General features: G+C 67.6%; 16 protein-coding genes. 13 read left to right on the forward strand and 3 right to left on the reverse strand.

What is annotated here, in order from left to right:
* Window positions 1-73: 73 nt before the first annotated feature.
* A complete protein-coding gene (locus tag AVE30378_RS25180; RefSeq protein ID WP_129244743.1) occupies window positions 74-787 on the forward strand; it encodes a M24 family metallopeptidase in 714 nt (237 codons plus the stop codon).
* A gap of 141 nt (window positions 788-928) precedes the next feature.
* The gene (locus tag AVE30378_RS25185; protein ID WP_129244745.1) at window positions 929-2,665 is read left to right on the forward strand and encodes a SulP family inorganic anion transporter; all 1,737 of its coding nucleotides are present in this window, start codon (window positions 929-931) and stop codon (window positions 2,663-2,665) included.
* A gap of 11 nt (window positions 2,666-2,676) precedes the next feature.
* Here AVE30378_RS25185 and AVE30378_RS25190 read toward each other — a convergent pair whose 3' ends face one another.
* Window positions 2,677-3,456 (reverse strand): IclR family transcriptional regulator, encoded by a 780-nt coding sequence (locus AVE30378_RS25190; RefSeq protein ID WP_129244747.1) that lies wholly within the window; start codon window positions 3,454-3,456, stop codon window positions 2,677-2,679.
* An 89-nt stretch (window positions 3,457-3,545) separates the two neighbouring features.
* Between AVE30378_RS25190 and AVE30378_RS25195 the strand changes: the two genes are divergently transcribed.
* From AVE30378_RS25195 to AVE30378_RS25235, 9 genes are all read left to right on the forward strand, one after another.
* Window positions 3,546-4,793, forward strand: coding sequence for a CaiB/BaiF CoA transferase family protein (locus tag AVE30378_RS25195; RefSeq protein WP_129244749.1), 1,248 nt, complete (start codon window positions 3,546-3,548; stop codon window positions 4,791-4,793).
* Complete coding sequence (locus tag AVE30378_RS25200) at window positions 4,793-5,953, forward strand: thiolase family protein (protein WP_129244751.1); 1,161 nt, start codon at window positions 4,793-4,795, stop codon at window positions 5,951-5,953. Before AVE30378_RS25195 ends, AVE30378_RS25200 begins: the two co-directional genes overlap by 1 nt.
* 9 nt (window positions 5,954-5,962) lie before the next feature.
* Entirely contained in the window at window positions 5,963-6,364 is a 402-nt protein-coding gene (locus AVE30378_RS25205; protein WP_129244753.1) for a Zn-ribbon domain-containing OB-fold protein, read from the forward strand.
* A gap of 27 nt (window positions 6,365-6,391) precedes the next feature.
* A complete protein-coding gene (locus AVE30378_RS25210; protein ID WP_129244755.1) occupies window positions 6,392-7,546 on the forward strand; it encodes an aminotransferase class V-fold PLP-dependent enzyme in 1,155 nt (384 codons plus the stop codon).
* 66 nt (window positions 7,547-7,612) lie between these two features.
* On the forward strand, window positions 7,613-8,515 hold the full coding sequence (locus AVE30378_RS25215; protein ID WP_129244757.1) for a transporter substrate-binding domain-containing protein: 903 nt from the start codon (window positions 7,613-7,615) through the stop codon (window positions 8,513-8,515).
* Between the two features lie 16 nt (window positions 8,516-8,531).
* On the forward strand, window positions 8,532-9,311 hold the full coding sequence (locus tag AVE30378_RS25220; RefSeq protein ID WP_129244759.1) for an amino acid ABC transporter permease: 780 nt from the start codon (window positions 8,532-8,534) through the stop codon (window positions 9,309-9,311).
* 5 nt (window positions 9,312-9,316) lie between these two features.
* The gene (locus AVE30378_RS25225) at window positions 9,317-10,009 is read left to right on the forward strand and encodes an amino acid ABC transporter permease (RefSeq protein WP_129244761.1); all 693 of its coding nucleotides are present in this window, start codon (window positions 9,317-9,319) and stop codon (window positions 10,007-10,009) included.
* Between the two features lie 28 nt (window positions 10,010-10,037).
* Entirely contained in the window at window positions 10,038-10,787 is a 750-nt protein-coding gene (locus AVE30378_RS25230) for an amino acid ABC transporter ATP-binding protein (protein WP_208742436.1), read from the forward strand.
* 93 nt (window positions 10,788-10,880) lie between these two features.
* Window positions 10,881-11,459 carry a cysteine hydrolase family protein gene (locus AVE30378_RS25235; RefSeq protein ID WP_129244765.1) on the forward strand — a complete coding sequence of 193 codons (579 nt, stop codon included), beginning with the start codon at window positions 10,881-10,883 and terminating at the stop codon, window positions 11,457-11,459.
* Window positions 11,460-11,470: 11 nt separating this feature from the next.
* Here AVE30378_RS25235 and AVE30378_RS25240 read toward each other — a convergent pair whose 3' ends face one another.
* Complete coding sequence (locus tag AVE30378_RS25240; protein ID WP_129244767.1) at window positions 11,471-12,154, reverse strand: GntR family transcriptional regulator; 684 nt, start codon at window positions 12,152-12,154, stop codon at window positions 11,471-11,473.
* Window positions 12,155-12,165: 11 nt separating this feature from the next.
* Complete coding sequence (locus tag AVE30378_RS25245; protein WP_129244769.1) at window positions 12,166-13,941, reverse strand: IlvD/Edd family dehydratase; 1,776 nt, start codon at window positions 13,939-13,941, stop codon at window positions 12,166-12,168.
* A gap of 220 nt (window positions 13,942-14,161) precedes the next feature.
* Between AVE30378_RS25245 and AVE30378_RS25250 the strand changes: the two genes are divergently transcribed.
* Entirely contained in the window at window positions 14,162-15,157 is a 996-nt protein-coding gene (locus AVE30378_RS25250; protein WP_129244770.1) for a Bug family tripartite tricarboxylate transporter substrate binding protein, read from the forward strand.
* A gap of 272 nt (window positions 15,158-15,429) precedes the next feature.
* Window positions 15,430-17,427, forward strand: a complete 1,998-nt coding sequence (gene pdeR / locus AVE30378_RS25255; RefSeq protein ID WP_129244771.1) for a cyclic di-GMP phosphodiesterase — start codon at window positions 15,430-15,432, stop codon at window positions 17,425-17,427.
* Window positions 17,428-17,438: the final 11 nt, after the last annotated feature.

Below are 17,438 nucleotides of genomic sequence, written 5' to 3' on the forward strand. Positions count from 1 at the left end.
TCCGCCGCCGGCGCCGCGGGCTCCTATGGCGCATTTCCGTGTTGTCGTTCCCAAGAATAATCAGAGTCCCACGATGAATAGCACTGAAGCTGCAAAACGCGAGGCAACCGGCGCCGGGTTCTCACTGGCGTCGATGCAATACGCCCGCATCCGCTCCTGGGAAGCCGTGCGTGAAATAGCGGCGGGGATACGCCCGGGGATGACCGAAAACCAGGCCCGCGAGCATGCCGCGGGCGTGTTGGCGCAGGCGGGAATGGACCGAATCTGGCATCCCGTCATCGTCCGCTTCGGCGAAGGCACCCTGAAGACGTTCAAAGAACAGTCGGATCCGGCGCGGGCCCTGGGCGAGAACGACATTTTTTTCATCGACATCGGGCCCGTGTGGCAGGGGCACGAGGGAGACGCGGGCGATACTTTCGTTGTGGGCGACGACCCGGACATGCATGCCTGTGCGGAGGTTGCCCGCCTGCTCTGGGAGGAGGTCAGCCAACACTGGAGGACAAACGGGGTGAGCGGGACCGCGCTGTACGCGTTCGCCGCCGAGCGGGCCGCGTCTTTGGGATGGCGGTTGAACCTCGACATCAAGGGGCACCGTGTCTGCGATTTTCCCCATGCGATCTACAAAGCCGGCAGTCTCGGGGATTTCGCCTCGTGCCCGAATACCGGTCTATGGGTACTGGAAATCCAGATCGCGCATCCTTCGCGCCCTTTCGGCGCATTCTACGAAGACATATTGATCGCCGACGATGCCGGCGTCCGCCCGGAACCGCCTTCTGCGGCGCGCTGACATAGCCGTCGTCATACTTCCGGGCACAGGCTTTCCTGGGCCTTGAGGCAGGTGGCGGACCCGGCGCCGCGTTGACCGCGCCGGTCTCATCGCGCGTCCAGTAGAATCAACGCCCGGCACCACTCCGATAAAGGAGGTTCCATGGCTTCCCTTACGCCGGCCTCTGCCGATACGCCGCCCCGGTCCTGGCTGCGCTGGCTGCCCGGACTGGCGATGTTGCGGTCATATGAAGCCGCCTGGCTGCCGAAGGACCTGGCCGCCGGCCTGGTGCTGACGGCGATGCTGGTGCCGGTCGGCATTGCCTACGCCGAGGCCTCGGGCGTGCCGGGCGTCTACGGCCTTTACGCCACGATCATCCCGATGCTGGCCTATGCGCTGTTCGGCCCGAGCCGGATCATGGTGCTGGGGCCGGACTCCGCGCTGGCGGCGCCGATCCTGGCGGTGGTGCTCGGCGTTTCCGGCGGCGATCCCATGCGAGCGGTGGCCGCGGCCAGCCTGATGGCCATCGTCGCCGGGCTGTTCTGCATCGTGCTGGGCCTGCTGCGGCTGGGGTTCGTCACCGAGCTGCTGTCCAAGCCGATCCGCTACGGCTACATGAACGGCATCGCTCTGACGGTGCTGGTGAGCCAGTTGCCGAAGCTATTCGCTGTTCCCATCGACGATGCCGGCCCGCTGCGCGAACTGTGGCAACTGGGGCTGGCGGTGTCGGGCGGGAAGACCAACTGGCACAGTTTCGCGGTGGGGGCGGCGACCCTGGCGGCGATCCTGCTGCTCAAGCGCTTCGAACGCGTGCCGGGCATTCTGATCGCGGTCATCCTGGCCACGCTGGCGGTCAGTGTGTTCCGGCTGGACGCCGTCGGTGTGAGCGTGCTGGGCGAGATTCCCCAGGGGCTGCCGAAGTTCGCGTTGCCGTGGCTCAGCAACGCCGACCTGGTCAAGATCGCGCTGGGCGGCTGCGCCGTGGCGATGATCGCGTTCGCGGATACCAGCGTGCTGTCGCGCACCTACGCCGCGCGCACGCATACGCGGGTGGATCCCAATCAGGAAATGGTGGGCCTGGGCGTCGCGAACCTGGCCGCCGGTTTCTTCCAGGGGTTCCCGATCAGCGGCAGCGCGTCGCGCACGCCGGTGGCCGAGGCGGCGGGCTCGCGCACGCAGCTCACCGGCGTCGTGGGCGCGGTCGCCGTGGCCGCCTTGCTGCTGGCGGCGCCGAGCCTGCTGCGCTATCTGCCGAACAGCGCGCTGGCCGCCGTGGTGATCGCGGCCGCCATCGGCCTGTTCGAATTCAAGGACCTGCGGCGCATCTACCGCATCCAGCAATGGGAATTCTGGCTGTCGATGCTGTGCTTCGCGGGCGTGGCCGTGTTCGGCGCGATTCCCGGCATCTGCCTGGCCGTGGTCATCGCCGTCATCGAATTCCTGTGGGACGGCTGGCGGCCGCATTTCGCGGTGCTCGGCCGCGTGCCGAACCTGCGCGGCTACCACGACCTGAAGCGCTACCCGCACGCGGCGCTGATCGACGGCCTGGTCCTGTTCCGCTGGGACGCCCCGCTGTTCTTCGCCAACGCCGAATTGTTCCAGCAGCGGCTGATGGAAGCCGTGCGGGCCTCGCCCACGCCGGTGCGGCGCGTGGTGGTGGCGGCCGAGCCCGTCACCAGCGTGGACGTCACGTCGGCCGATATGCTGCGCGAACTGAGCCGCAACCTGGCCGAGGAGGGGGCCGCGCTGCATTTCGCCGAGATGAAGGACCCGGTCCGGGACAAGCTCAAGCGCTTCGAGCTGACCGAGATATTCAGAGACGACCGCTTCCATCCCACGGTGGGCAGCGCGGTGGAAGACTATCTGGAGAGCGCGGGGATAGGCTCGCGCGAAGGCTAGGGCGGCGGTCCTCAGTCCGCCGCCGCGATCGCGGCGGCGATTTCGGCGGCCGCGGCCCGCATGGGTTCGCGGAATCCGGCCAGTTCGTCGAAGGCCACGCGCGCGCTGGGCACGGAAATCCCCAGGCCGGCGATGAGCTTGCCCTGCGCATCCCGGATGGGCACGGCGCAGCCGACCACGCCGGCCATTACCTCTTCATTGCTTGCCGCCCATTGATCCTTGCGCACCTTGCGCACCACGCTGCGCAGGGTCTCCGCGGAAACGATGGTGTTGGGCGCGAGCGGTTCGAGCGTGGCGTGGCCGAGCCACCATTCGAATTGTTCCTCGGGCATTTCGGACAGGAACAGCTTGCCTATTGACGTGCAGTACAGCGGCGAACGGTGTCCGTGGTCGAAGTACAGGCCCTGCGACCGCGTGGCGGTCGCCGAATCCACATAGAACACTTCGTCGTCCACCCGGCGGCCGAGCTGGCAATGCTCGCCGATGCGGTTGGACAGCGCGACCAGGATCTGGTGGCTCTGGTCGCCGCGCATGGCGGCCGAGACCGCGGCCATGCCCAGGTCGACCAGGGCGGCGCCGACCGCGAGCTTCTTGCTGCCCAGCACGCGCTTGAGCAAGCGCCTTTCTTCCAGTTGCGCGACGAGCCGGTGCACGGTGGGCACCGGCAGGCCGCAGGCGGCGGCCACATCGGTCATGGTGAGGGCGCGGTCCGCATGCGCCACTACGTCGAGCACGTGCAGCAACCGGTCTAGGGGTTGATCCCTAGGGACAGCCTGTGAGTCGCTGATCATAATGAATCCAATTAGTGAAAGAAAAACTTCCAATATTCGGAAGTTTATCACAGGGCAGATTTTCTTTCCAAGTGAGATCGGAACCCACCATGTCCAGTTCCCCCGAAACCGTACCCAGCGCCGAACCGGCCGCGGCACTCTCTCGCAAGGGGCCGCTTGCGGGCCTGCGCGTCATCGATGCGGGCAATATGATCGCCGGGCCGTTGGCGGCCACCCAGATGGCCGATTTCGGCGCCGACGTCATCAAGCTGGAATTGCCGGGCTCCGGCGATTCGATGCGCCACTGGACCCCGATGAAGGAGGGGCTGTCGCTGTGGTGGAAGGTGATCGCTCGCAATAAGCGGCTGATCACCCTGACCTTGTCCAATCCGCGCGGCCAGGAGCTGTTCCGGGAACTCATCCGCGAAGCCGACGTGCTGATCGAGAACTACCGTCCCGGCACGTTCGAGCGCTGGGGCCTGGGATACGACGAACTGGCGCGTATCAATCCGCGCCTGGTCATGGTGCGCGTCTCGGGGTTCGGCCAGACCGGCCCCTACGCCAGGCGCGGCGGCTACGGCACGATCGCGGAAGCATTTTCGGGCATCCCGTCGTTCACCGGCGCGCCGGACCGGCCGCCCACGCTGCCGGGGTTTCCCATGGCCGATTCGGTGGCCTCCACCTTCGCGGCGATGGCGGCGATGTTCGCCGTCTACAACCGCGATCACGGCAACGGGCAGGGCCAGGAGATCGACGTCAGCCTCTATGAGCCTTTGTTCCGGCTGGTCGAATCCCAGGTGATCGGCTTCGACCAGTTGGGCATCGTCAAGCAGCGGCTGGGCAATCGGCTGGCGGAGGATTCGCCGCGCAATACCTATCAGACGCTGGACGGGCGCTGGGTGGGTATTTCGGCCAGTTCGCAGCGCACGTTCGAACGCCTGGCCCAGGCGCTGGGCATGCCGGAACTCATTACCGATCCGCGCTTCGTCGACAACGCCTCGCGCTGCGAACACGACACGGCGCTGGACGAGATCATCGCCGGCTGGTTCCGCGAGCGCGACTGCGCGGCTGTCATGGCGCTGTTCGAAGAGGCCGAGGTGGTCGCCGGGCCGGTGCTGGACATCAGCGACATCGTCCGCGACCCGCACTACCAGGCCCGCGAGAACATCGTGTCGGTGCCCGACGACGATTTCGGGCAGGTGCGCATGCAGGGGGTGGTGCCGCGTTTCCTGGACACCCCGGGAGAGGTGCGCCACGCCGGTCGCGCCCTGGGCGCCGACAACCGCGAAATCTACCAGGGCCTGCTGGGCGTATCGCCGCAGGAATTCGACGCGCTGACCGCGCAGGGAGTGATCTGATGGCCGGGATGTTCGAAGGGGTGCGGATCGTGGGCGCGGGGCAGGCGCCCTACGCCAAGCGTTCGGAACGCGGCGTGCAGCGCCTGATGTACGAGGCGGGCGCGGCGGCGCTGGCCGACGCCGGGCTGCCGTGGAGCGCCGTGGACGGGCTGGCCGTCACCTGCTTCCTGCTGCCGCCCGACAATGCGCCGACGGTGGCCGAGCACTTTGGCATCGAGGCGCGCTTCCTGTTCCAGGGCCTGTATGGCGGCGCCTCGGGCATCATCGGCATGGCCCACGCGGCGCGCGCCATCCGCGACGGCGCCTGCGACGTGGCGCTGGTGCTTGCCGCGGACGCGTTCGACGTCGCCGCCCACAACGAAACCCTGGATCGTTTCAACGGCTCCATCAAGGAATACATGTCGCCGCAGGGGTTCGGCGGGGCCAACGGCATGTTCGCGCTGCATACCCGTCTGTATATGGAGCGGCATGGCGCGACGCCCGAGGATTTCGGCCGCTTCTGCGTGGCCTTGCGGGAGAACGCCCTGCGCAATCCCAACGCGCTGTTCAAGACCCCGCTCACGCTGGACGATTACCTGAACGCCAAGCCGATCGCGGATCCTCTGCGCCTGTACGACTGCGTCATGCCCTGCGTGGGCGGAGACGCCATCGTGCTGGCGTCGGAGCGGGTGGCCGCCGGGCTCAAGGGGCCGTCGCTGCGCATCCTGGCGGCGGAAGAAATCCACAACTACCCGGCCAACGATCCCTATGCCGTCCCGGGCGGCTGGTCGGGCCTGTCGAGCCGCCTCTACCAGCGTGCCGGCGTCGAACCTGCGCAGATGCAGTTCGCCCAACTGTACGACGATTACCCGGTCATGGCCTTCGTGCAGATGGAAGGGCTGGGGCTGTGCGAGCCCGGCCGCGCCCACGAGTACGTCCGCAACAACGACCTGAGCTGGCGCGGCGCGCTACCCGTCAACACCGGCGGCGGCCAGTTGTCGGCCGGCCAGGCCGGCGCCAGCGGCGGGATGATCGGCGTCTACGAGGCCGCGGCCCAGTTGCTGGGCCGCGCGCCGGGCCGGCAACTGGACTGCCGGCTGGGCCTGGTGTCCGGCTACGGCATGGTGGCCTACGGCCGCGGCCTGTGTTCCAGCGCCGCCATTCTCGAACGCGTCCACTGAGGAGTCGACATGCTCAAGCCCCAACCGCGGATCAATGCCTTGAACCAGCCCTTCTGGCAGGGCTGCAACGAGGACCGGCTGATGATCCAGTACTGCGGCGCCTGCCGGCGGCACGTGTTCTATCCCCGCGTATGTTGCCCGTTCTGCCGCGAGGACGGCCTGCAATGGGTGTCGGCCAGCGGGCGCGGAAAAGTGATTTCGCACACCACGGTGCGCCGTACCCACCATGACGGCTTCAATGCGGAGGCGCCGTATGTATTCGCCGCCATCGAACTGGAAGAGGGGCCCTGCCTCTACGGCCAGTTGCCCGGCGCGCCGCTCGAAGGCGCGTCCCTGATCGGCCAGGCGGTGCTGGCCACCTTCGTCGAGCACGGTCCGGGCCAGAAGATCGCGGCCTTCCGCCTGGCTTGAGGCGCAATCCTTTCTGGTAGACCTGCCATGTCCGATTTCCATGCTTGCGCCGCGGTGCGCGAGGATTTTCCCGCCAGTTCCCGGATGTTGTACCTGGATACCGCCCACCAGTCGCCGCTGGCCGGCAGCGTGCGCCAGGCGCTGGAGGCCTTCTATCAAGAGGCCAGCGCCTGCGGCGGCCCCAAGCCGGTCTGGCTCGAGCGGGTGGAGCAGGTGCGCGCCCGCGTCGCCGCCTTCCTCGGCGCGCAGGCGGGAGAGCTTGCATTCACCAAGAACACCTCGGAAGGCTTGAACATCGCGGCCAACGCCATCGATTTCAAGCCGGGCGACAACGTGCTGCTGATCGAGGGCGATCATCCCAACAACGCTTATGCCTGGCTGAACCTGAAACGGCGCGGGGTGGAAGTGCGCTTCGTCAAACTGGACCGGGGAGTGGCCGACGCCGCCTTGTTCGCGCCGCGCGTGGACGCGCGCACCCGGGCCATCTCGCTGTCTCACGTCACCTTCCATGCCGGCCATCGCCATGACGTGGCCGACGTCGGGCGGCTGTGCCGCGAGCGCGGGATCTACCTGGTGGTGGATGCGATGCAGTCGGTCGGCGTGCTGCCGGTCGATGTCAAGGCTATGGGCGTGTCCATGCTGGCCGCCGGCTGCCACAAGGGGCTGCTGGTGCCGCAGGGGCTGGGCCTGCTGTACGTGGACGCGGCGCTGACCGAACTGCGGCCGGTCTATCTGGCCACGGCCGGGCTGGCGCGCCCGCCGGCCGATCTCATCGCCGATCCCGACGACCTGGCCTTGCGCGAGGATGCCGGCCGCTTCGAGATCGGCAACTACAACCTGGCGGACATCCACGCGCTGGATGCCGCGCTGGATCTCATCGCCGGCGTGGGCATCGCCAACATCGAGCGCCACGTGCTGGCGCTGGGCGACCGCCTGATCGAACGCATGGACGCGCTGGGCGTGGGCCTGGCGGGCCCGCGCGAACGCGCTCGCCGCGCGCACATCTACGTGCTGGATCTGCCCGCCGAACGATGGGCGGGCTACCTGGCGCAGCAGGGCGTGCGCGTTTCGCCGGAACGCGACGGGGTGCGCGTGTCGTTCGGCGTATTCAATACCCCGGACGACGTCGATCGCGTCGCCGGGATCATCGCCGCCGGCTTGCAGGCGCCGGCGTCGGCTTGAGTAGAAGTGCCGCCTGCCATGCTAATCGCCCGGTCCCGAGGCCTGGCTTTACACAAGGGGTATGACATGAAAAACAGCACGTTCTCCCGCTACGCCACCGCCTGCGCGCTGGCGCTGGGCCTGTCGTCCGCCTGGGCCCAGGATCCGGGACCCACCCTGCAGAAGATCAAGGAGACCGGATCGGTGACGCTGGGCTACCGCGAATCCTCGGTGCCGTTTTCCTTCCTGGACGGCCAGCAGAAGCCGGTGGGCTTCTCGCTGGACCTGTGCGCGGCCATCGTCGACCGCATCAAGCAGCAGTTGGGCCTGTCCAGCCTGGCGGTCAAGCAGGTGGCGGTGAATTCCTCCAACCGCATCCCGCTGGTGGTCAACGGCACCGTGGACATCGAATGCGGCGGCACGGCCAACAATCTGGCGCGGCAGAAGCAGGTGTCCTTCTCGGTGGCCACGTTCGCCAGCCAGCCGCGCTGGCTGGTGCGCGCCGATTCCGGCCTGAAGCAGCCGGCCGATCTCAAGGGCAAGACGGTGGTGGTGACGCAGGGCTCGAACGCCGTGGGCTTCGTGCGCGCCGCCAACGACAAGGAGAAGCTGGGCATGAACGTGATCCAGGCCAAGGACCACGGCGAATCCATGCTGACCCTGAGCAACGGGCGCGCCGTCGCCTTCCTGGAGGACGACATCCTGCTGGCCGGCGAGCGCGCCAATTCGCGCGATCCGGCGGCCTTCGTTTTCCTGGAGGGCGGCTACGATCCGGGCTACTACGGCCTGATGTTCAAGAAAGACGACGCGCCCTTCAAGGCCCTGGTGGACGGCGTGCTGACCGGGATGATGAAGGACGGCTCGTTCGAGCAGGCCTACCGCAAGTGGTTCGAATCGCCCATTCCGCCGCGCAACGTCAACCTGAGTTTCCCGGTTCCGGAGCGGCTGCGGGAACGCATCGCCTCGCCCAGCGACAAGGTCGATTTCTGAAGACGGCGGGGCGGCCATGTTCAGCGTGCTATTCGAGGAAGTGCCGGAAGGCGGCGAGCGTTATCTGGATTGGCTGATGACCGGACTGGGCTGGACGCTGTTCCTGGCCCTGGCGGGATGGGCGGTCGCCTTCGCGCTGGGCCTGGCCGTGGGTTGCGCGCGCACCGCGCGCAGGCCGCTGGTCGCCGCGCTGGCGCGGATCTACGTGGAGGTGTTCCGCAACATTCCGGTGATCGTGCAGATGTTCGTCTGGTACTTCGTCGTGCCGGAGCTGCTGCCGCGCGCCTGGGGCGACGCGGTCAAGGCCGTCCCACCGCCTTGGGGCAGCGTCATCCCCGCGCTGCTGGGGCTGGCGCTGTACACGGCGGCGCGCGTGGCCGAGCAGGTCAAGGCCGGGATCGAAGCGCTGCCGCCGGGCCAGCGCCAGGCCGCCGAGGCGCTGGGCATGCGCAGCTTGCAGGTCTACCGCCTGGTGCTGTTGCCGCAGGCGCTGCGCATCATCATTCCCACCCTGACCAGCGAGGTCATGGGCATTTTCAAGAACAGTTCGGTGGCGCTGACCATCGGCGTGCTGGAGCTGACGGCCCAGGCGCGCCAGATCAATGAGTTCACGTTCCAGACGTTTCAGGCCTTCGGCGCGGCGACGCTGCTGTACCTGCTGCTGGCCTGCCTGGTGTACGTCTGCATGCGCCTGATCGAAGGCCGCCTGCGCATTCCGGGCCAGCAGGCGGATGCCGCGCCCAACCGTCCGGCGCGCGGCCGCATGCGCTGGCGCAAATCGTTCAAGGAGGTGTGACGGCCATGAACAGCTTCGACTTCGGCGCCATCGAGCGGGCCGCGCCCTATCTGCTGGAGGGGCTGGGCTTTTCGCTGCAGTTGACCGTCAGCAGTTTCGTCGGCGGGCTGGTGCTGGGCGTGGCGCTGGCGCTGGCGCGCCACCTGCGCGTGCCGGTGCTGGCGCCGCTGGCCACCGCCTACATCACCCTGATGCGCGCCATCCCGCTCATCATGGTGCTGTTCTGGTTTTTCTTCCTGGTGCCCATGCTGCTCATGTGGGCCACCGGCGCGGCGCGGCCGGTGCCGGTGGGGCCGGTGTACACCGCCTTCATCACGTTCGCGATGTTCGAGGCGGCCTATTACGCCGAGATCATCCGGGCAGGCCTCAATGCCGTGCCCAAAGGGCAGTACGAGGCCTGCCGGGCGTTGTCCATGTCCACGGCCAAGACCTACTGGCTGGTCATCCTGCCGCAGGTGCTGCGTTCGGTCAGCCCCATCCTGCTGACCCAGACCATCATCCTGTTCCAGGATACCTCCCTGGTCTACGTGCTCTCGATCACCGACATGCTGGGCGCGGCGTCGAAAATCGCGCAGCGCGACGCCAGCCTGGTGGAGATGTACCTGACCATCGCGGCGACCTACCTGTTGATTTGCGTCGTGGCCTCGCAGGCCGTCGCCTATCTCCGCAAACGCAATACCCCGGCCGCGCATGCCTGAGCGCCCCGGCCCCACCTGGAGAACGATCATGAGCCCGATCACCGCCACGCCCGCCGTCCAGTTGCGCCGGCTGAACAAGCACTACGGCGAGTTCCACGTCCTGAAGGACATCGACCTGGAGGTGGCCCAGGGCGAGCGCGTCATCGTCTGCGGACCTTCCGGGTCGGGCAAATCCACCATGATCCGCTGTGTCAACGGGCTGGAAAGCTATACCGATGGCGAGGTGCTGGTGCTGGGCCACGCCCTGGCCCACGAGGGCGCGGCGCTGTCGCGCGCCCGCCAGGAGGTGGGCATGGTGTTCCAGAGCTTCAACCTGTTTCCCCACCTGACGGTATTGGAGAACTGCATGCTGGCGCCGGTGCATTGCCAAGGGGTGTCGCGGGCCGAAGCACGCGAGCGCGCCTCGCACTACCTGGACCGGGTGCGCATCGCCAACCAGGCGGGCAAGTATCCCGGCCAGTTGTCCGGCGGGCAGCAGCAGCGCGTGGCGATCGCGCGAGCGCTGTGCATGCGGCCTAAAGTCATGCTGTTCGACGAGCCGACCTCCGCCCTGGACCCCGAGATGGTCAAGGAAGTGCTGGATACCATGCTGGCGCTGGCGGCCGATGGCATGACCATGATCTGCGTCACCCATGAAATGGGCTTTGCGCGGCAGGTTGCCGACCGGGTGGTCTTCATGGATGAAGGACTGGTGGTCGAGCAGGGCTGCCCCAGGCAGCTCTTCGACGCCCCGGTCCATGAGCGCACGCGGCGCTTCCTGGAGCAGGTGCTGCATTGATCGGCCCGGAAGGGGGCTGCCGGCCGCCGCGTCCGGGTGAAATGCGGAGGCCGCCGTGCTAGATTCAGATACCTCTTCCATGGCGCAGCCATCATGCCGCGACACACCGAACCCGCGATCGTCCCGGCGCGCACCGCGCTGCTGGTGATGCACTACCAGACGGACATCATGGCGCTGTTCCCCGCGGTGGCGCCGACCCTGCTGGCCAATGCCCGCGAGCTTTGCGATGCCGCGCGGCGCGCGGGCGTCGCGATCTATTTCGCGCGGATCGGGTTCAGCGCGGGCTATCCGGAGGTCAGTCCGCTGAACAAGAACGGGCAGGGGATCAAGAGGCTGGGCCTGTTCCTGGATGACGAGATTTCTCCGGAGCTGGGCCGGCGGGCCGGCGAGCCGCTCATCCTGGCGCACCGGGCCAGCGTGTTCTTCGGCACCGATCTGGAACTGCGGCTGTCGGCGGCGGGGGTGGATACGCTGCTGATGGCGGGCATCGCGTCCACGGGCGTGATGCTGTCGTCGGTCGCCTATGCGAGCGACGCGGATTTCCGGCTGTACACCGTCAAGGATTGCTGCTTCGATCCGGACCCGGTCGTGCACGAACACCTGTTCGCGACGGCGTTCGAGTCCCGCACGACGGTGCTGTCCCTGGCCGAGGCCTTGTCCCTGCTGGCGTAGCGGCGGCGCCCTCAGGCCGTGGCGCGGACCTGTTCGGACGCCAGGTAGGCGTCCCGCGAGGGCACGAGGTGGTTGCGGCAGACCGCCATCAGCGCGCCGCGGTCGCCGTCGCGCAGGGCGTGGATCAGGGCCCAGTGCTCTTGCCGGGCCCGTTCGCGGTAGGCGGCGGACGTCAGCGAACCGAAGCGGATGGGGTGGGTGCGGCGGGCGTATTCCTCGATGGCCTGGCCCAGCACCGCGTTGTCCAGCAGGCTGAAGAATTCATGATGGAAGCGCTGGTTGCTGCGGAATACGCGGCGGGTGTCGCCGTCGGCGACGGCCGCGTCGTGTTCGCGCTGCACGGCCACCAGCGCCGCCAGCCGCGCTTGCGGCACGGGCAGGGGAATCAGGCTGGCGGCGTGCACTTCCAGCACTTCGCGCAGGGCGTACAGCTCCATGACTTCGCGCGCCGAAAAGGCGCGCACGACGGCGCCCACGTTGCGCTTTTTCTCGACCACGCCCAGCAGTTCCAGGCCGGTCAGGACCTGCCGCACGGCGTGGCGCTTCATGGAAAAGCGCGCCATCAGGTCGTCTTCGGTCAACCGTTCGCGCGGGTGCAGCCGGCCGAAGACGATGTCTTCCTCCAGGGCCGCCACGGCGGCTTGCACGGCGTCGGGGGACTGCGCCTGCAGGGCGTCGGGCGTGATGGCGTTCATGGAGCGATGGCCTATTTCTTCGGAACGGTGTCGTGCGTGACGCCGGCGCGCAGGAAGTCGAAGTCGACGCCCTGGTCGGCCTGGGTCACCGTCTGCAGGAACAGCTTGCGGTAGCCGCGTTCGGCGGTGGGACGGCTGATGGGCAGGGCCGCGGCGCGGCGCGCCAGTTCGGCGTCGTCCACCAGCAGCGAGATTTCGCGGCCGGCCACCGACAGGCGGATGCGGTCGCCGTTCTGCACGTAGGCCAGGGGCCCGCCGATGGCGGCTTCGGGCGTGACGTGCAGCACGATGGTGCCGGCGGCGGTGCCGCTCATGCGGCCGTCGGAGATGCGCACCATGTCCTTCACGCCGGCGCGCGCCAGCTTCTTGGGGATGGGCATGTAGCCGGCTTCGGGCATGCCGGGCGCGCCGGTCGGGCCGATGCGCTTGAGCACCAGGATGTCGTCGGCGGCCACGTCCAGCGCGTCGTCGTCGATGCGCCGCGCCATGTCCTCGGCGTCTTCGAACACCACGGCGCGGCCCTCGTGCTCCATCAGCTTGGGGTTGGCGGCCGATTGCTTGATGATGGCGCCGCCGGGCGCCAGGTTGCCGCGCAGCACGGCCAGGCCGCCCACCGGGTAGATGGGCGAAGCCGCCGTGCGGATGACGTCCTGCGGGAAGGCGGGAGGCGCGTCGTCGAGTTCTTCGCCCAGGGTGCGCCCGGACACGGTCAGCGCGTCCAGGTGCAGGTAGGGGCGCAGTTCGCGCAGCAGCGCCGGCATGCCTCCGGCGTGGTGGAAGTCTTCCATGTAGTGCTGGCCCGAGGGCTTCAGGTCCACCAGCACGGGGGTCTCGCGGCTGATGCGGTCCAGGCCGGCCAGGTCGATGTCGATGCCCAGGCGGCCGGCGATGGCCGTCAGGTGCACGATGCCGTTGGTGGACCCGCCGATGGCCAGCAGCACGCGCAGGGCGTTTTCGATGGACTTGCCGGTCAGGATGCGGTCCGGGGTCAGCCGCGACGCGGCCATGGCCACGGCCGTGGCGCCGGTCTTTTCCGCGACGCGCACGCGGTCGGCGGTGACGGCCGGGGCCGAGGCGCCGCCCGCCACCATCATGCCCAGGGCTTCCGTGATGCAGGCCATGGTGCTGGCGGTGCCCATCACGGAACAGGTGCCGACGCTGGCCACCAATTGGTTGTTGACGTCCGCGATCTCTTCGGCGTCGATTTCATCGGCGCGGTAGCGGCCCCAGTAGCGGCGGCAGTCGGTGCACGCGCCCACGCGTTCGCCGCGGTGCGAGCCGGTGAGCATGGATCCCGTGACCAACTGGATGGCGGGCACGCCGGCGGACGCCGCGCCCATCAACTGGGCGGGCACGGTCTTGTCGCAGCCGCCGATCAGCACGACGGCGTCCATGGGCTGCGCGCGGATCATTTCCTCGGTGTCCATGGACATGAGGTTGCGCAGGTACATGCTGGTGGGCTGCGAGAAGCTCTCGTGCACCGAAATGGTGGGGAAGTCCATCGGCAGGCCGCCGGCCAGCATCACGCCGCGCTTGACCGCTTCGATCAGTTGGGGGGCGTTGCCGTGACAGGGGTTGTAGCTGCTGCCGGTGTTGACGATGCCGATGATGGGGCGGGACAGGGCGTCGTCGGTGTAGCCCGCGCCCTTGATGAATGCCTTGCGCAGGAAGAGCGAAAAGCCGGTGTCGCCGTAGTTGGTGAGCCCGCGGGCAACGCCGCGCGCGGCCGCGCCCGCGCTGTCGAAAGGCCCGGGGGCCGGCTTGCCGTGCTTGGTCTCGTCCGTCATTTTTGCTCTCGATAATATTATTGATAATCCAATGGCGGCATCATATCCACCCTTTGAAAGCGCCGGCAAGCGCTTTGTTCCAGCAATTTTATTGATCTATTTTTAAGATCAGTCGATAGAAAAATTCTGATTCTTCAATCAAGTTGCTGACCCTACACTGGCGCCGTTGACGAGCCGGGCGTCCCGTTCATTCCTATACCCATCCCGGCAGGAGACCTACATGTCAGACCTGCGTCTGCGGCCCCGCCGCGCCATGCTGTTTTCCCTGTTGGCGCTGTGCGCCGGCGTTTCCGCTCCGGCCCTGGCCGCCGATGCCTATCCCGACAAGCCCATCCGCCTGATCGTCCCGTACCCGCCTGGCGGCGCGACCGACGTGATCGGCCGCGTGCTGGCGCAGGAACTGACGGGCGCGCTGGGGCAGTCCGTGGTCGTGGAGAACCGCGCGGGCGCCGCCGGCAACATCGGCGCCGATCAGGTCGCGAAGGCGCCGGCCGACGGCTACACGCTGCTGATGGGCGCGCTGACCAGCCATTCGATCAATGCCGCGCTGTACCGAGGCCGCGTCACCTATGACGTGGAGAAGAGCTTCGCGCCGGTGTCCATCGTGGGCACGGTGCCGCTGGTGTTCGTGGTGAACCCGTCGGTGCAGGCGAACACGCTGGCCGAGTTCATCGCGCTGGCGAAGTCCAAGCCGGGCTTCATCACCATGGCGTCGGCCGGCAACGGCTCGCCGCAGCACCTGGCCGGCGAAATGTTCAAGCGCACCGCGGGCGTGGACGTGCTGCACGTGCCGTACAAGGGCAGCGGCCCGGCCATGACCGACCTGATGGGCGGCCAGGTGCTCAGCATGATCGAAACCGTGCCGGCGGCCCAGGCCAACATCAAGGCGGGCAAGCTGCGCGCGCTGGCGGTGACCTCGCCGCAGCGCGTGGAAGCGCTGCCGGACGTTCCCACCGCGGCCGAGGCCGGGCTGAAGGACTTCGAAGTGAGCTCGATGTTCGGCATCGTGGCGCCGGCCAACACGCCGGCTCCGGTGGTCGACCGCCTGAACGGCGAACTGAAGAAAATCCTGGCCAAGCCGGACGTCAAGGCGTCGTTGCTGAACCAGGGCGCGATCGCCACCTGGACCACGCCGGCCGACGCCGGAGCCCGCGTGTCGGCCGAGCTGGCCCGCTGGACCAAGGTGATCGACGAGGCCGGCGTCAAGGGCGACTGATCGTCCGCTTGCGCCAAGGTTGCGCCGTTGCGTCACTCGCCGGAAGTTCCTCCAGGAATTTCCGGCGATGTTGTTGCGGCCGGCCGCAGGGCATGCGCAACAAGGCTTGCGCGCGAGCGCGGGCGGACGCGTCATCGGCCGCGCCGCCGCGGCGCACGCATGCAATATTCCGCAATAAACCCCGAGCGGTCCGATACGGGGAGGTTGACCCCGAATTGACTAGGCCGTAATGTGCTTTGCGGGCCATCCTAGGACGGCAGGGGGATTCCACAATGACAGAGAACCAGGACGAAAGATCGATCCTGTATGCGCATTTCGGTACGCATAGCCCGTATTGGCGCCTGGCGGCTGACAGCGACGCGTTCGAGCTCGCAGCGGTCAAGGGCGCCGCGAACATCGCCATGGCGCTGCGGCCGGAACAGGCCGCGACGATACGCGGGTTGACCGGCATCACCTCCAGCGTGCGCATCGACATCGCGCTGTACGGCGACCTGCTCCGGCTCCACTTGGTGGGCCGCAAGATCAATCCCAACGAATGGGCCGGCACCGCGTCCGCGCATTCCGATACCGAGTCCGTCGCCAAGGACCTGGTCGAGGGCCTGTCCTTCGCCGAAACCGTGGTGTCCGAGGCCAATTCGGTCATCGTCATCGTCGACCAGAACGGCCGCGTGCAGCGCTTCAACAAGCTCAGCGAGGAATACACCGGCAAGCGCGAACAGGACATCGTCGGGCGCAGCGTCTTCGACATGTTCATGACGCGCGAAGAGGCCATCGCCTCGCGCCGCAATATCGCCGAGTTCTATAAGCGCGGCCAGTCCTACGAAGCCGAGCGGGTCATCAATACGGTCAAGGGCCCCCGGCTGTTCCTGTTCCGCAACAAGTTCGTCACCAGCGGCAGCGGCGAAAAGCGCGTCTACCTGATCTGCTCGGGCACCGACATCACGGAAGAGCGCCAGGCGCAGGAGCGCCTGCGGGTGCTGGCCAATACCGACATGCTGACCGACCTGCCCAACCGCCATGCCATCACGGCGCGGCTGAAAGAGGCGCTGGCGGCGGGCCGGGAAGGGCGGGGCGGCGTGCTGTTCCTGGACCTGGACAACTTCAAGCGCATCAACGACCACTACGGCCACGGCTTCGGCGACCACCTGCTCAAGGCGGTGGCGGTGGCCATCTCCGCCTGCCTGTCCGAGGGCCAGACGCTGGCGCGGCTGGGCGGCGACGAGTTCATCGTCCTGCAGGAAGCGGCCCAGCCCTGGGAACTCGAAGCCACCGCCCAGCGCATCATCGAGCGCCTGCGCGAACCTTTCCGCCAGGGGTTGATCGAGGTCTACACCAGTTGCTCCATCGGCATCGCGATGTACCCCGACCACGGCGCCGACCTGGACAGCGTGGTGCGCAGCGCCGACATCGCCATGTACGTGGCCAAGGAAGCGGGGCGCCACACTTATCGCGTGTTCCAGCCCGAAATGGACCGGCGCAACGCGGACTACGTCTGGCTGGATACCAATCTGCGCAAGGCCCTGAGCGAAGGCCACCTGATGCTGTACTACCAGCCCAAGCTGGCGGGGCGCACCGGCGAGGTCGACGGCGTGGAAGCCCTGGTGCGCTGGCGCTCGCCCGAGCGCGGCATGGTCGGCCCGGGCGCCTTCATCCCCTATGCCGAGGAATCCGGCCTGATCTCGCCGCTGGGCGTATGGGTCATGCGCGAAGCCGCCCGGCAGGCGGCCGCCTGGAAGCGCGACGGCCTGAATATCCGAATCGCCATTAACATGTCGGCCCGGCAGTTGAACGACAAGGGCGTGGTCAGCGATTTCATGCGCGCGATCGGCGACACCGGCCTGGATCCCTGCCTGCTGGACATCGAACTCACCGAAAGCTGCCTGATCGAAGACGAAGGCGCGGCCATCGAACTGATCAAGCAGTTCCGCCAACTGGGCGCGCGCGTCCACCTGGACGACTTCGGCACCGGCTATTCCTCGCTGTCGCAACTGGCCCGCATTCCGCTGGACGCGATCAAGCTGGACGCCAGTTTCGTGCGCGGCGTGAACGAGAACCCGGTGTCGCAGGCGCTGGCGCGCGCCATCGTCGCCGTGGCGCGCACGCTGGAACTGAAGGTGATCGCCGAGGGCGTGGAAACGACGGAAGAGGCGGTGTTCGTGGATACGCTGGGCGTGGACGCCAAACAAGGCTATCTCTATGCCAAGCCCATGCCGGCGCCGGAGTTCACCGCCTGGCTGACCCAGCGCCGCCGGCTGCATCTGATCGCCTGACGCAGCCGGCA

This window comes from Achromobacter veterisilvae, from assembly GCF_900496975.1.
Lineage (GTDB): Bacteria > Pseudomonadota > Gammaproteobacteria > Burkholderiales > Burkholderiaceae_B > Achromobacter > Achromobacter veterisilvae.

Excerpts from the sequence above, each read along its gene's own strand:
- AVE30378_RS25180 (WP_129244743.1), top strand. The coding sequence starts at position 74 with ATGAATAGCACTGAAGCTGCAAAACGCGAGGCAACCGGCGCCGGGTTC.
- AVE30378_RS25185 (WP_129244745.1), top strand. The coding sequence starts at position 929 with ATGGCTTCCCTTACGCCGGCCTCTGCCGATACGCCGCCCCGGTCCTGG.
- AVE30378_RS25190 (WP_129244747.1), bottom strand. The coding sequence starts at position 3,456 with ATGATCAGCGACTCACAGGCTGTCCCTAGGGATCAACCCCTAGACCGG.
- AVE30378_RS25195 (WP_129244749.1), top strand. The coding sequence starts at position 3,546 with ATGTCCAGTTCCCCCGAAACCGTACCCAGCGCCGAACCGGCCGCGGCA.
- AVE30378_RS25200 (WP_129244751.1), top strand. The coding sequence starts at position 4,793 with ATGGCCGGGATGTTCGAAGGGGTGCGGATCGTGGGCGCGGGGCAGGCG.
- AVE30378_RS25205 (WP_129244753.1), top strand. The coding sequence starts at position 5,963 with ATGCTCAAGCCCCAACCGCGGATCAATGCCTTGAACCAGCCCTTCTGG.
- AVE30378_RS25210 (WP_129244755.1), top strand. The coding sequence starts at position 6,392 with ATGTCCGATTTCCATGCTTGCGCCGCGGTGCGCGAGGATTTTCCCGCC.
- AVE30378_RS25215 (WP_129244757.1), top strand. The coding sequence starts at position 7,613 with ATGAAAAACAGCACGTTCTCCCGCTACGCCACCGCCTGCGCGCTGGCG.
- AVE30378_RS25220 (WP_129244759.1), top strand. The coding sequence starts at position 8,532 with ATGTTCAGCGTGCTATTCGAGGAAGTGCCGGAAGGCGGCGAGCGTTAT.
- AVE30378_RS25225 (WP_129244761.1), top strand. The coding sequence starts at position 9,317 with ATGAACAGCTTCGACTTCGGCGCCATCGAGCGGGCCGCGCCCTATCTG.
- AVE30378_RS25230 (WP_208742436.1), top strand. The coding sequence starts at position 10,038 with ATGAGCCCGATCACCGCCACGCCCGCCGTCCAGTTGCGCCGGCTGAAC.
- AVE30378_RS25235 (WP_129244765.1), top strand. The coding sequence starts at position 10,881 with ATGCCGCGACACACCGAACCCGCGATCGTCCCGGCGCGCACCGCGCTG.
- AVE30378_RS25240 (WP_129244767.1), bottom strand. The coding sequence starts at position 12,154 with ATGAACGCCATCACGCCCGACGCCCTGCAGGCGCAGTCCCCCGACGCC.
- AVE30378_RS25245 (WP_129244769.1), bottom strand. The coding sequence starts at position 13,941 with ATGACGGACGAGACCAAGCACGGCAAGCCGGCCCCCGGGCCTTTCGAC.
- AVE30378_RS25250 (WP_129244770.1), top strand. The coding sequence starts at position 14,162 with ATGTCAGACCTGCGTCTGCGGCCCCGCCGCGCCATGCTGTTTTCCCTG.
- pdeR (WP_129244771.1), top strand. The coding sequence starts at position 15,430 with ATGACAGAGAACCAGGACGAAAGATCGATCCTGTATGCGCATTTCGGT.